Here is a 14,385-nt window from a genome sequence, read left to right as displayed (position 1 = left end):
GCCATGCGCCGACTGCTCTTCGCCGCTCTCGCCCTGTGCGCCGCGCTGCCGCTCGCGGCGCAGCGGACGCCCGTCGACTCGCTGCGCGACGACGCCAGGTTCTCGTTCTACGCCAAGGGGCCGTACCGCGCCGCGGTGCCGAAGCCCGATGACCTGCTCGGGTACGGCATCGGCACGTGGCACACGCAGTATGCGGCGCAGGAGCGCGTCCTCCTCGCCATCGCCAGGGCGGCGGGGGATCGCGTGCGCGTGGAGGAGATCGGGCGCACGAGCGAGAAGCGCACGATGCGCCTCTTCATCGTGTCGTCGCCCGAGAACATCGCGAAGCTCGACCAGATTCGCGCCGACCTCAATCGGATCGCCGATCCGCGCGGCGCCAGCGCCGCCGATCTCGACGCCGTGGCCGCCCGCACGCCGGCGGTCGTCTGGTTCAGCGGCTCGGTGCACGGCGACGAGGTGCCGGGCTTCGAGGCGTCGATGGCGTTGCTGTATCACTTCGCCGCCACCGAGGATCCCCGGACGCTCGCCCTGCTCAAGGACGCGATCGTCATCATCAACCCGTCCTCGAATCCCGACGGCCACGAGCGTTTCTCGGTCTGGTCGAACTCCATCGCGGTCGGCAGCCCCGAGCGCATGGCGCTCGAGCAGCAGCGCGGGCAGCCGTGGACGATCAGCGGCCGGTACAACCACTATCGGTTCGACATGAACCGCGACCTGATTGCGACCACGCAACAGGAGGTGCGCAACATCGTGGGCGGGATGCTGCGCTGGCACCCGATGGTGACGGCCGACCTGCACGGCTACACGGCGCAGTACTACATGGCCCCCGCTTCGCGTCCCATCAACACGAACATCAGCGGCTGGCCCAACAAGTGGAATGAAGCGGTCGGCCAGGGCAATGCGCGCGCCTTCGACGAGTTCGGCTGGCTCTACTACGTGCGCGATCAGTTCGACTTGTACTACCCGGGCTACTACGACACCTGGCCGTCGCTGACCGGCGCCACCGGCGCCACGTACGAGACCGATGGCGGCCCCGCCCTGCTCAAGCGGCGCGAGGACGGCACGCTCCTGTCGCTGCGCGACGGCATCGCCAAGCACTATACCGCCGCGGTCGCCACGTTCGAGACCACGGCGGCGCGCGCGCGGGAGCGCGTGCGCGACTATCTCGCCTTCCGTCAGTCGGCGATCGCCGACGGCCGGTCGCAGGTGATGAAGCGCGTCGTCTTCGCGCCGGGGAACGATCCCGCGCGCGCCGGCGAGCTGGCGTCGGCGCTGCTGCGTGCCGGCGTCGAGGTGCATCGGCTCGCGCAGCCGCTCACGAGCGCCAAGGCGCATGCGTACGCCGATGACGGGGTGGCGTCGCGCACCTTCCCCGCCGGGTCGCTGGTCGTCGACCTCGCGCAACCGCACGGCCGGCTCGCCAAGGCGGTGCTCGAGCCCGACCCCGCGCTCGATCCGGTCTTCGCCAAGACCCAGCTCGACTACTTCCGGCGCAACCTGAACCGCGGCAAGAATGCCGACGGCGAGGGGTACGAGTTCTACGACATCACCGCGTGGGCGCTGCCGGTGGCGTTTGGCGTCGAGGCGTGGTGGACCGAGGACGCGGCGCCATTCAGCGGCGACAAGCTATCGCTGCCGGGCGAACCGGCCCCGCGCGTCAATGGCGAGGTGCTGCCGTTCGCCGTGAAGGGCGGCATCGTCGACGGCGCCGGCGCCAAGTCGGCATATCTGTGGCGCAATGACCGCGCGGGCGCGTCTCGCCTCGCGGGCCAGTTGCTGCAGGAGGGCTACAAGCTCGCCATCGCCAGCCTCCCCATCCAGACCGGCAAGGTCGACTGGCCGCGCGGCACCTGGGTGGCCCGCGTGTCGCGCAACGACGCCACGCTTGCGGCGCGCATCGACGCGCTCGCGACGGCGGCGGGCGTGGAGGTGAGCGGCGTCAACACCGCCTTCCCCGAGACGGCGCAGTTCGGCACCGGCTCGGGAAGCACGGTCGCCGTGCAGGAGCCGAAGATCGCCGTCGTCGCCGATCAGGGCATCGGGCTTGGCGCGTATGGCTCGGTCTGGTGGAGCCTCGAGCAGCGGTACGGCATCAAGTTCACGCCGGTCGCCCTGTCGTCACTGGGCGGTGACCTGTCGCCGTTCAACGTGATCATCATCCCTGACGGTGGCGTCGGTTCGCTCGGCAAGGGCGCCGCCCTCAAGACCTGGATCGAACGCGGCGGCACGCTGATCACGATGGGACGCGCCTCGTCGTGGGCCGCCCGCGAGGACGTGGGCCTCACGACGGCGCGCATTCTCGCCGCCGACGACACCGGCAAGGGGAAGAAGTCGGACGACCCGCCGGTGGCGCCCACCGACTCGCTGCTCGCCATCAAGAGCCCCGGGGCCAACGCCAACCTCCCGCAGCCCGTTCCGGGCGCGCACTTCGACGCGGTCTTCGACCTGACGCACTGGCTCACGCTCGGCGTCGAGAAGCAGCGCACGACGGTGCTCGTGGACGGGGACGCCTTCGTGAAGCTGTCGAAGGATGGATCAAACGTGGCGGTCTTCCCGCTGACCGGACCGCTCAAGCGCGCCGGCTTCACCTTCCCCGACAACACCGAACGCCTGCTCAAGGGGACCGCGCTGCTCGTCGAGGAGAAAGTCGGGCGCGGCCACCTGGTGCTCTTCGCCAACGATCCGCTCTTCCGCGGCTGGTGGCGCGCGCTCGATCGCGTGGTGATGAACGCGGTGTTGCTGGGACCGTCACTCTAAGGACGGAATACGACAGAATACGACAGAGTACGACAGAGTGCGGCAGCAAGGCGCGTTGGCCTTCGCTGCCGCACTCTGTCGTACTCTGTCGTACTCTGTCGTACTCTGTCGTACTCTGTCGTCTTCAGATTCTAACGATTCGCGATCCCCGCAGGTTCACCCGCGCCGCCTGCAGCTCCTGGCGCGCCTCATCCAGCGCCTTCTGCGTCTCCAGCCGCACGCGCGGCATCTCGGTCTTCATGACGCGCTCAATCTGCTCGCGGACGCGCGGCATCTCGGTTTCCATCACGTGCTGCATCTCCTGGCGCGCCGCCTCGAGATGCATGCGCACTGCCGCGTCGGTGCCTGCATCATCGTAGTGCCGGATCAACGGGGCACGCGGCGGCGCCGGGGTCTTCGGCGGCGCCGGGAAGGTGAAGGCCATCGGCGCCATCGGTGCCATCGCCCCATCCGGCGAGCGGAAGTACATGAACCCCGGCGCGCCGTCCTTCTTGAGCGCCGACGCCTTGACCGTCGTCACCTTCACCGCGCGCGCACGTCCGCCCGACACCACGGTCAGTTCCACGACGTCCCCGGCCTTCGCCTTGGCCACCTCGCGCGACAGGCGGTTGATCCGGGAGTTCGCGACCCACATGTCGTCGAGGTCATCCTTCGACAGCTTGAGCGAGACGCCGTTGATCGCGGCAATCCGGTCGCCCTCCACGATGCCGGCCTTCTCCGCCGGGCCGTCCTCCGTGACGGAGTTCACGAAGACGCCGGCCGTGTCGCGCTTGCTGCCGGTCAGGCCGAAGCCGAGCCCGATCACGGCGCGCTCCTCGCGGCTCACCACGGCCTTGGCCGGCTTGTAGAGGTCGTCGGCGGCGACGGTCTTCACCTTGTACGTCTTGCTGACGCCGTCGTGCCAGACCTGCAGCGTGACTTCGTCGCCGACCTTGGCCTTGCCGAGCTCGCGCGTGAGGCGGCGCTGCATGATGCCGCCCATCTCGTCATCACCGGCGTCCTCGCGATTCACGCGCAGCGACACGCCGTTGATGGCCTGGATGCGATCGCCCTCGCCCAGTCCGGCCTTCTCCGCCGGTCCGCCTTCGGTGACCGACGAGACCAGGACGCCAAGCGTATCGCGCTTGCTGCCGGATGACGTGGACACGCCAATCATCGCGCGCTCACTGCGTGCGTCACTGCGTGCTTCACTGCGTGCGACCTGCACCGCATCGCGGTCGCTCTTGGTGGTGACGCGCACGTCCTGCTGCGCCGGCAAAGGCGCCGCAAGCAGGAGGGAACTCAGAAACAGGAGGGTACGGCGCATGGAAGCCTCGGTGTGAATCAGGTGTGCTCGATCGTCCACCCGAATTGTCACCGGGGCCGCTGGGAGGGTTTCCTCGGCATCAGGTCCGGTCGCTGCCGCGCGGGTGCCGCCGTTCAACACTACGCCCCGACAAGCCGTGAATTATCCTACAGTCCCGCCGACTTTCTCTGACTGCGTCCCGTAGGCCGGGCGCTGACCTTTTGAGGGCGCCCCTTGGCGCCTTGCCCGAACCTCCGGAGCCCGCTCGTGTCCGTCCAGATCGACCCGATCCAGCCCGTCCTCGACCGTGTCAGGGGACTGCGCAACCTCGTCGGCAACACGCCGATGTATGCCATCGACTGCGAGTTCCGCGGGCATCGGCGGCGCATTTACGCCAAGGCCGAGCAGCTCAACTTCACCGGCTCGATCAAGGACCGGATGGCCTTTCACATTCTCCGGAAGGGCTACGAGACCGGGGCGCTGCATCCGGGCGGGATGATCATCGAGGCCACGAGCGGCAACACGGGGATCGCGTTCAGCGCAATTGGCCGTGCGCTGGGCCATCCGGTGACCATCTTCATGCCCGACTGGATGAGCGAGGAACGCAAGCAGCTCATCCGCTCGTTCGGCGCCACCGTGCGGCTCGTCTCGCACGCCGAGGGCGGCTTTCTGGGTTCGATCCGGCTCTCGGAGGAACTGGCGGCGGCGACCCCGGGCGCCTTCCTCCCGCGCCAGTTCGCCAATGACGAGAACTGCGCGGCGCACGAACTCTCCACGGGCCCGGAGATCTGGGCGCAGATCCGGGCGCGCGGACTCGTTCCCGATGCGTTCGTCGCGGGCGTCGGCACCGGCGGCACGATCATGGGAACCGGCCGCTTCCTGCGCGAGCGCGCCCCCGCGATCCGGCTCTTCCCCGTCGAGCCGGCCAACTCGCCGACGATGAGCACGGGCTTCAAGGTCGGCAAGCACCGCATCCAGGGGATCAGCGACGAGTTCATCCCCGCCATCGTCAAGCTCGACGAGCTCGACACGGTGGTCGCCATCGACGACGGGGACTCCATCATCATGGCCCAGCGCCTCGCCGCGGAGCTCGGCATCGGCGTCGGCATTTCGAGCGGCTGCAACCTGCTCGCCGCGCTGCAGGTGCAGGACGAACTGGGCGGCGACGCGACGGTGGTGACGGTACTCTGCGACGACAACAAGAAGTACCTGAGCACCGGCCTGATGCAGGAGGAGCCCGTGAAGGACGGGTTCCTGTCGACCGACGTCAAGCTGCGTGGCTTCCGCGCGCTCAACCGGATGTGCGACGCGTGCTTTGACCCGACGGATCCGGACGGGGCGCCAGTGCACTTGGGGCGGGGATAGATCGGCGTAAGAGCAAGTGATGGCGGATGGCAGAGGGCTGATGGCGGATACTACACGGCCGACCGCGTGAGCTTGCACGCCGTCGGCCGTCTGCCATCCGCCATCTGCCATCCGTCATCTGCCATCCGTCATCTGCCATCCGCCATCACCTTCTATACGACGACATTCAGCAGCCGTCCCGCCACATAGATCACCTTCTTCGGCGCCCCCGTCAGGAACTTCGCGATCCCGGCGTCCGCCTGCGCCGCGGCCAGTGCTGCCTCCTGCGTGACATCGCGCGCCACGCTTACCTTGCCGCGCGTCCTGCCGTTCACCTGCACCACGAGCTCGAACGCGTCGTCGCGCGACAGCGCCTCGTCGTACGCGGGCCAGCCGGCGTTGAAGACGCTCTGCGAGTGGCCAAGCATCTCCCACAGCTCCTCGGCGATGTGCGGCGCGAACGGCGCAACGAGCGCCACCAGCGGCTCGACTTCGGCGCGGTGCGGCACGCGCTCGCCGCGGCGCAGCGCATTCATGTACTCCATCATCGCCGCAATCGCGGTGTTGTAGCTCAGCGCCGCGATGTCACCGCCCACCTTCTTGATGGTCTGGTGCAGCTTGCGCATCACGTCGGCGTCGGGCGCACCCGCGGCCTGGGCGTCGCGCACGCTCGCCCACAGGCGGTCGAAGAAGCGCCGCACGCCGCTGATCGACTGGTCGCGGAAGTCGCCGCCCTCCTCGAACGGCCCGATGAACATCAGGTAGGTGCGCACGGTGTCGGCGCCCCACTGGTCCATGTAGGCGTCGGGGTTCACCACGTTGCCGCGCGACTTCGACATCTTGGCGCCGTCGCGGATGATCATGCCGTGGGCACGGAACTTCCTGAACGGCTCCTCCGCCGGCACCAGCCCCGCGTCGAACATCACCATGTTGATGAAGCGCGCATACAGCAGATGCAGCACGGCGTGCTCGTTGCCGCCGATGTACGCCGACACCGGCAGCCACCGCTTCGTGGTCTCGGCGTCAAACGGCACGGCGTCGTTCGGCACGCTCGGGTAGCGCAGGAAGTACCAGGCGCTGTCGAGGAAGGTGTCGCTGACGTCGGTCTCGCGGCGCGCCGGCTTGCCGCACGTCGGGCAGGGGACGTGATAGAACGCCTCGTGCCGGGCGAGCGGCCCGACACCGGAATCGTCCGGCTTGTAGTCGGGCACGTTGGGCAGCAGCACGGGCAGGTCTTTCTCGGGAACCGGCACCGTGCCGCACGCGTCGCAGTAGATGATCGGGATCGGCGGTCCCCAGTACCGCTGCCGCGACACGCACCAGTCGCGGAGCCGGTACGTGGTGACCGGCTTCGCCGACCCGCGCTGCGTCAGCCAGTCCGTGACCCGTCGCTTGGCGTCGGGAACCGCCACGCCGTCGAACTGCTCGCTGTTCACCAGCCGGCCGTCGGCGTCGTCCGTGTACGCCGCGGCGAGTGGCGTGTGCGCCGTGTCGTCGGGCGCGGCGACCACGCGGACGATGGGCAGGCTGAACTTCTGCGCGAATTCGAAGTCGCGCTCGTCGTGCCCCGGCACCGCCATGATGGCGCCGGTGCCGTAGCCCATCAGCACGTAGTCCGCCGTCCAGACCGGGATCATCTCGCCGTTCGCCGGATTGACCGCGTACGCGCCGGTGAAGACGCCGGTCTTCTCCTTGCTCACCTGGCGGCTCACGAGGTCCTGCTTGCGCGCGGCGTCGCGGTACGCCTCCACCGCGGCGCGCTGGTCCGACGTCGTGATCCGGTCCACCGCCGGATGCTCCGGCGCCAGCACCAGGTACGTCGCGCCGAAGATCGTGTCGGGGCGCGTCGTGAAGACATTGATGACCGTCGAACCGCTGGTGATCTCCTGCGACACCATCACGCCGGCGCTCCCCGCATCCGTCAGCGGATCGAGCACGCGGAACCGCAGCTCGGCGCCCTCGCTCCGCCCCAGCCAATTGCGCTGGGCCGTGCGCGTGCTCTCCGACCAGTCAATCCAGTCGAGATTCCTGAGCAGGCGCTCGGCGTAGTCCGTGATGCGGAAGAACCACTGCTCCAGCGCCCGCTGCTCGACCATCGTCCCGCAGCGCTCGCAGGCGCCATTGATGACCTGCTCGTTGGCGAGCACGGTCTTGCACGAGGGGCACCAGTTCACCGCCGCCTGCTTCTTGTAGGCCAGTCCGCGCTCGTAGAGCTTGAGGAAGACCCATTGCGTCCACTTGTAGTAGGCGGGATCGGTGGTATCCACCGAACGGCGCCAGTCCACCATCAGCCCCGCGCGGTCGAGTTGGCGGCGGAAGTTCGCGACGTTGCGCGGAATCAGCTCCATCGGATGCACGCCCATCTTGAGCGCGAAGTTCTCCGAGTGGATGCCGAACGCATCGTACCCCAGCGGTTCGAGCACGGTGTGCCCCTGCAGCCGCTGGTAGCGCCCGTGGATGTCGTTCCCCGTGAAGGCGTAGAGGTTGCCGATGTGCAGCCCTTCCGCCGACGGATAGGGGAACATCATCAGCTGGTAGAACGGGCGACCGCCGTGGAGGTCGGTGGCGTTCGTGCCGCGCTCCGCCCACCGCGCGCGCCACTTGGCTTCGACGGCAGTCGGGTCGTAGGCGACTGGCTCGGGCGAGCCGGCCGGCGGATGGGGAACGGTCATTTACGGTAGTGGCTGGGTGGTACGAGGGGTCCCGCGGTGGCCCGGCGCAGTGGCGCGGCCGCAGGGATCCTTGGAATCTAGCCCGGCCCGATCAGGCGTCCAAGCGCTAACGCGCCGCGACCCCGGCCTCCTGCAGCCGAGTGACCGACGCCGGGTCGCCCATCACGATCAGGTGGCAGCCACCGCTCACCGGACTCGACGCCGGCGGGTTGAACAGGTACGAGCCGTCCCGCGTCCGCATGGCCAGCAGCAGGAGCCCCGTCCCGTACTCGTGCAGGCGCAGCGCCTCCACCTGCCGCGCGTCGAGCGCGCTGCCGTGCTCCACCAGCACTTCCTCGATCCGCAGGTTGCGGTTCTCGTCACGCAGCATCTGGTCGAGGAACGTGACCACGCTGGGACGCAGCAGTTCGCTCGCCATGCGCATGCCGCCAATCCGGCCGGGCGAGACGGCCGCGTCCGCTCCGCTCTGCTTCAGCCGCGCCGCGGCCCGCTCATCCGAGGCGCGCGCCACGAGGCGCGCCTTCGGCGCCATTTGCCGGGCCAGCACCGTCGTCACCAGCGCCACCTTGTCATCGTCGGTGCAGACCACCACGCCCGATGCCCGGGTGATCCCCGCCTGCGTCAACACTTCGTCGTCGGTGCAGTCGCCCACGAGCACCGGCACGCCCGGGAACAGGCGCTCGAAGACCGCCGCCCGCTCGGCATTGCCCTCGATCGCCACCGCCGACCGGTCGGTCGCCGCGAGTTCGCTCACCACCGCCGTCCCCGTCTGCCCCGCGCCGCACACGATGGTGTGCCCGCGCATCGCGTCGATCCGCTTCTGCATCCGCCGCCTCCGGAATCCCGCCGTCAGGTCGCCTTCCACCACGTATGCCGTCAGCATCGATCCCGTCATCACCACCGCCGTCGCCCCGAACAGCAGGAGGATGATCGTGAAGATCATCGCGGCGGGGTGCTGGGTGATGTCGATGACCTCGCGGTACCCCGTCGTGGTCAGGGTGATCGTCGTCATGTACAGCGCGTCGAGCCACGAGTGATCGCGCCCGCCGATCCACTTGTAGCCGACGATCCCCACCAGGTACGTGGCGAACAGCACCGCAATCGGCGTCAGGATGCGCCGGCCGAGGGTGTTCAGTTCGTCACGCCAGTCATTCATGTCAGCGGGGGCGCTCCGATCCCTTGTAGAGGTAGGCGCACTTCTCGAGGCGCGCTCCCTTCTCGTCGCAGACCGCAAACGAAGCGCCCTCGTACATCGTGGCGGCCCCGTAGCGCCCGTCCTTCGCCACGGCGTAGACCTGGATGTCGTAGCGCGGGCGTCCCGCATCGTCGAGCAGGCGCTTCTCCGTCACGTGCACCATGCGCTCCAGCGTCTTGAGCGCCGCCTGCTCCGGCGTGGCCCCCTGGCGCATGAACTCCACCGTCAGGAACCCGCCGCAGCTCTTGATGTTGATCTCGCCCAGCCCGGTGCTCCCCGCCGCGCCCACGTCGTTGTCGGTGTACTGGCCCGCGCCGTGGATGGGCGAGTCGCCCAGTCGCCCGTCGAGCTTCCACGCCAGCCCGCTGGTGGTCGTCACCGAACTCACGTCGCCCGCCGCGTTGACGGCGTTCATGTTGATGGTGCCGTGCGTCCAGTTGATCTTCACGTCGTCGTCGTGGTCCAGCCAGTTGTCCGTCTTGCTGAGGCGCGACTTCCAGCGCAGCCAGTCCTGGCGGCTCTTCTCGGTCAGCAGGTTCTGGGGCGTGAAGCCCATCGCCAGCGCGAACTTCTTGGCGCCGGCGCCGACCAGCAGCACGTGCGTGGTGTAGTCCATCACCGCCTTGGCCACGAGCGACGGCGTCGCGATTTCCTCGAGGCAGCCCACGGCACCCGCCCGGCGCGTGGGGCCGTGCATGCAGCTGGCGTCCAGTTGCACCACGCCTTCCTCGTTGGGCAACCCGCCGAGCCCCACCGACTGATCGTTCGGGTCGAGTTCCACGAGGTTCACGCCGGCGATGATCGCGTCGAGCGCATCCGTGCCGCCCGTGATGCGATCGTAGGCCAGCTTCACTCCCTTGATGCCGTTGGCGCTCGACACCACGCACGGCCGGCCGCGGAAGTTGGGCGTCGTGCCGAACCCCGCCCCCATCACGTCGCGTTCGTACTCCGCCGCTGACAGCACGCGCGGCAGGAAGCCGAGGGCCGAGAGCAGGGCGGACTTCTCGAGGAAGGCACGGCGGTCAATCATCGATGGGCTCGGTGGCAGCGAGGGTCGTGAGAATTTGACTGACGATCTGGCATCCGGATAGGGATTGAGGACGGCGAGCCGGGACGGCGACTGGCGATTCGTCGGAGTGCGGCGCACCTGTCCCTGCGTCTGTCCGAACGCCACAATTAATGCATCGCAAATCGCCGTCCGATTTCCCTTTCATAGGTCGAAATCCGGATTCCCGATCCTCAATCGTTCAGGATCCATGCCCATTACCAAGACCCTGCAGCGTGTTCCCTTCTTCGCCGGACTCGGCGATCCGCTGCTGCAACAACTTTCGACGTCGGCAACGCCCACCACCTTCTTCGTGGGCGACCGGCTCTTCTCCGAGGGCGGCGAGCGCGCCTTCTTCGCCGTCATTCTCACGGGCTCGGTGGGCATCGAGAAGTCGCATGGCGGCATCGTCACCCGTCTCGCGACGCTGGGCCCTGGTGAGGTCGTCGGCGAGGGGGTGCTGCTCGATGATTCACCGCACAGCACCTCGGGGGTTGCGCTCGAGATCACGCAGGCCCTTCTCTTCCGGCAGGCGGACCTCGCCCCGCTGCTCGAGCGGACGCCGGCGCTGCACGCCGCGCTGCTCTCGCGGACGGCACGATCCATCGCGCAGCGCCTGCATGTGGCCAGCGCCACGCTGGTGGGGCACGGCCGCGCCCTCGGCTACTACGGCGGCGGCACGCGCCGGGAGCACGACCTGCTTGGCGAGCGCGACATTGCCGCCGAGGCGCTGTACGGCGTCCAGACGCTGCGCGCGCTCGAGAACTTCCCGCTGACCGGAATCCCGCTGCGTGAGTTCCCGACGCTGATCGTCGCGCTCGCCCAGGTGAAGGAGGCGGCGGCGCTCGCCAACAACGACCTCGGCCTCCTCGATCCCGCCATCACCGACGCCATCGTGCGCGCCGCGCGCGAGGTGCAGCACGGACGGCATCACGAGCATTTCCTCGTGGACATGATCCAGGGGGGCGCCGGAACCTCCACCAACATGAACGCCAACGAGGTCATCGCCAACCGCGCGCTCGAGCTGCTGGGGCGCAAGCACGGCGAATACGACCACTGCCATCCCAACAATCACGTCAACATGTCGCAGAGCACCAATGACGTGTATCCGACGGCAGTGAAGCTGGCCCTGCACGCGAGCATCGCCGACCTGCGCGAGGCGATGCGCGAACTCGTCGCCGCGTTCCTGCAGAAGGCGGGGGAGTTCCGCGAACTGGTGAAGATGGGCCGCACCCAGCTCCAGGACGCCGTGCCGATGACCCTCGGCCAGGAGTTCGCCGCCTTCGGGCACACGATCGCCGAGGACATCGACCGGCTCGGCGAGGCGCAGGCGCTGATCCGCGAGATCAACATGGGCGCCACGGCCATCGGCACGCGCATCAACGCCCCCGCCGGCTATCCCGAGGCGGTGCGCGTCCACCTCAGCACCGTCACCGGATTGCCGTTGATCACCGCCCCCGACCTCGTGGAGGCCACGTCGGACACCGGCGCGTTCGTGCAGCTCTCCGGCGTCCTCAAGCGCTGCGCCGTGAAGCTGAGCAAGGTCTGCAACGACCTGCGGCTGCTCTCCAGCGGACCGCGAACCGGCTTGGGCGAGATCAACCTGCCGCCCATGCAGCCCGGCTCCAGCATCATGCCGGGCAAGGTGAATCCGGTCATTCCCGAGGCGGTCAATCAGGTCTGCTTCGACGTCGTCGGCGGCGACGTGACGGTGACGATGGCCGCCGAGGGCGGACAGCTGCAGTTGAACGTCTTCGAGCCGATCATCGCCTTCCGCCTGCTGCACAACATCCGGACGATGACCGCGGCGGTAAGAATGCTCCGGACCAAGTGCATCGAGGGCATCACCGCCAACCCCGAACGACTGCGCGACTTCGTGCAGCGCTCGGTGGGGATCGTGACGGCGCTCGTCCCGGTGATCGGCTACGAGGCGTGCACCGCGGTGGCCAAGGAAGCGCTGCAGTCCGGGCGCGGCGTCTACGAGCTGGTGCTCGAACGCGGACTCCTCACGCGCGAGCAGCTGGACGAGGCGCTGGATCCGGCGGGGATGGTGTAGGGGCAGAGTACGACAGAGTACCACAGAGTACGACAGAGTAAGACAGAGAATGACCGTGGAGCAGGAGGGAGGTCAGCTGACGCGCGGGTCCCTCCGCCGTGGTAGTATTCAACTGTCGTACTCTGTCGTACTCTGTCGTACTCTGTGGTTCTCCGCCTCATTCGGTGATTACCCCATGGCCAGCACAAAACTCGATGGCGCCGGCGCGCAGAAGATGAAGACGCTGGAAGAGGCGCTGATGACCGTTTCGCAGATCCACAGCATGGTCGAGCGGGCAGCCATGGAGATGAAGGCGGGCAAGCCGATGGGTGTCTTTCCGATGCAACTGAAGCGGATCGCCATGCCCCTTCAGGGACAGCTCAAGGGGCAGTTCGGCATGATCGCCGATCAGGTCTCGGCGATGCTCCTCATCGGCGGACGCGGCGGTGGCGACCAGGTGAAGCTTCGCTCCTATCGCGAGGCGGTCGCCAATATCCGCCAGCTCATCGACTTCGCGCAGAAGAAAGTGAAAGTCGAGCACGCGGTGGACATCACACTCGCCCCTGAGTAAGCGGGGCGGCACGTCGTCAGCCATGGTGTGATGTAGGTAGTTGCCTGACTCCCGTGTGCTTGAACCGCCCGACGTGAGCCACTAACTTTCTGCGGCTTTTTCCGTACACCTCTGTCCGAGTCTGCCGGGCATAGGCCTCTCACCCCCCAACATCACCGCTGATGCTCAAGTCGCATCTGCGCCGGTTTGCACCGGCCGCCGCACTCGCTGTTGCCCTGCTGGTGCTTGCTGCCTGTGGTGGAGAGTACCCCAACTCCACGTTCAGCAAGCACACCGAGCTCAACGAGGGAGCGGTCTTCCTCTGGGACCGCATGATGCTCCTCGGGACGATCGTCTTCGTGGTCGTCGAGGTGCTCCTGGTCTACACGATCGTCAAGTTCCGCCGACGGGAGGGTGGACCGGCCCCCCGCCAGATCCACGGCAACGCGGCCCTTGAGATCACCTGGACGGCCATCCCCGCGCTCATCCTGGTCTTCATCGCCGTGCCCACGGTGCGGACGATCTTCCAGAACCAGCGCAAGGCCCCCGCGGAAGCGCTGCAGGTGGAGGTGATCGGCCACCAGTGGTGGTGGGAGTTCCGTTATCCGCAGTACGGCATCGTGACGGCCAACGAGCTGTACCTGCCGATCGGCAAGACGGTGAACTTCTCGCTGCAGACGCGCGACGTGCTGCACTCGTTCTGGATCCCGCAGCTCGGCGGCAAGCGCGACCTGATTGCCAACAAGGTGAACCACATCTGGTTCACGCCGAATGCGTCGATGGAACCGACGGCACTCAACGGCGCCTGCGTCGAGTACTGCGGGTCGAGCCACGCCAACATGCGCTTCCGCACCTTCACGGTGACCCCAGCCGAGTTCGAACAGTGGGCGGCGCACCAGAAGAAGGAAGCGATCGGCTCCCCAGCGGCGATCGCTGCGGCGGCCGCGGCCGATTCCGCCGCGAAGGCCGCCGCCAAGGCACCCGTCGTCAAGACCGCCTCGCTCGTCCCCACCGTCGCCCCGGCCCCGCAGCCCGCCGCGGCGTCGGACGGATGGGTGTTCCCGCTCGAGAAGATGCCGGCGTACACGCTTCCGTCGACGCCGATGCCGGCGACCAGGTATGACGAATCGCTCCTCGCCGCCGGCGACCCCAAGGCCGGGCGCGCACTGCTCACGAATCCCGCGAACCTGGGCAAGGCGCCGTGCCTCACCTGCCACGTCATCAAGGGTGAGACCAACTACGCCAACGACAACAACGCGAAGGGCCCCAACCTGACGCACGTCGGCTCGCGCCACACCTTCGCCGCCGGCCTCTACCGTCTCGACGCCAGGACGCTGGCGCTCTGGATCAAGAACGCGCCCGCCATGAAGCCGGGCTCGCAGATGCCGACGTTTGGCGCCGGCGAATACAACCCGGCCATCAAGGCCGCGGTCCCCGCCGCCGCCGGTCTCGACGACAGGCAGATCGCCGACATCGTCGCGTATCTGCGCTCCCTCAAATAG

Annotated in this window: 9 protein-coding genes; 5 read left to right on the top strand and 4 right to left on the bottom strand. The window is 67.9% G+C overall.

The features are described 5' to 3' along the window. Positions 1-3: 3 nt before the first annotated feature. Entirely contained in the window at positions 4-2,757 is a 2,754-nt protein-coding gene (locus VGJ96_14835) for a M14 family zinc carboxypeptidase (protein HEY3288394.1), read from the top strand. 124 nt (positions 2,758-2,881) lie between these two features. Here the strand turns inward: VGJ96_14835 and VGJ96_14830 are convergent, their stop codons facing one another. Then, entirely contained in the window at positions 2,882-4,063 is a 1,182-nt protein-coding gene (locus tag VGJ96_14830; GenBank protein HEY3288393.1) for a PDZ domain-containing protein, read from the bottom strand. A gap of 246 nt (positions 4,064-4,309) precedes the next feature. On the opposite strand from VGJ96_14830, the gene VGJ96_14825 reads away from it, so the two are divergent. Continuing rightward, positions 4,310-5,407, top strand: a complete 1,098-nt coding sequence (locus VGJ96_14825; GenBank protein HEY3288392.1) for a cysteine synthase family protein — start codon at positions 4,310-4,312, stop codon at positions 5,405-5,407. Between the two features lie 152 nt (positions 5,408-5,559). Here the strand turns inward: VGJ96_14825 and leuS are convergent, their stop codons facing one another. The 3 genes from leuS to VGJ96_14810 form a co-directional block, all read right to left on the bottom strand. Then, positions 5,560-8,058: a leucine--tRNA ligase gene (gene leuS / locus VGJ96_14820; protein ID HEY3288391.1), complete on the bottom strand. Its 2,499-nt coding sequence runs from the start codon at positions 8,056-8,058 to the stop codon at positions 5,560-5,562. A 106-nt stretch (positions 8,059-8,164) separates the two neighbouring features. Then, positions 8,165-9,214 (bottom strand): TrkA family potassium uptake protein, encoded by a 1,050-nt coding sequence (locus tag VGJ96_14815; protein ID HEY3288390.1) that lies wholly within the window; start codon positions 9,212-9,214, stop codon positions 8,165-8,167. A gap of 1 nt (position 9,215) precedes the next feature. Beyond that, positions 9,216-10,283: a N(4)-(beta-N-acetylglucosaminyl)-L-asparaginase gene (locus VGJ96_14810; GenBank protein ID HEY3288389.1), complete on the bottom strand. Its 1,068-nt coding sequence runs from the start codon at positions 10,281-10,283 to the stop codon at positions 9,216-9,218. Positions 10,284-10,509: 226 nt separating this feature from the next. Between VGJ96_14810 and VGJ96_14805 the strand changes: the two genes are divergently transcribed. The 3 genes from VGJ96_14805 to coxB all read left to right on the top strand — a co-directional run bounded on the left by VGJ96_14805 (position 10,510) and on the right by coxB (position 14,385). Next, positions 10,510-12,354: an aspartate ammonia-lyase gene (locus VGJ96_14805; GenBank protein ID HEY3288388.1), complete on the top strand. Its 1,845-nt coding sequence runs from the start codon at positions 10,510-10,512 to the stop codon at positions 12,352-12,354. 175 nt (positions 12,355-12,529) lie between these two features. Beyond that, the gene (locus tag VGJ96_14800) at positions 12,530-12,904 is read left to right on the top strand and encodes a hypothetical protein (GenBank protein HEY3288387.1); all 375 of its coding nucleotides are present in this window, start codon (positions 12,530-12,532) and stop codon (positions 12,902-12,904) included. Positions 12,905-13,065: 161 nt separating this feature from the next. After that, positions 13,066-14,385: a cytochrome c oxidase subunit II gene (gene coxB / locus VGJ96_14795; protein ID HEY3288386.1), complete on the top strand. Its 1,320-nt coding sequence runs from the start codon at positions 13,066-13,068 to the stop codon at positions 14,383-14,385.

The organism is Gemmatimonadaceae bacterium (genome assembly GCA_036504815.1).
Taxonomy (GTDB): domain Bacteria; phylum Gemmatimonadota; class Gemmatimonadetes; order Gemmatimonadales; family Gemmatimonadaceae; genus PNKL01.
This window is presented reverse-complemented; position numbering and strand designations above follow the sequence as displayed.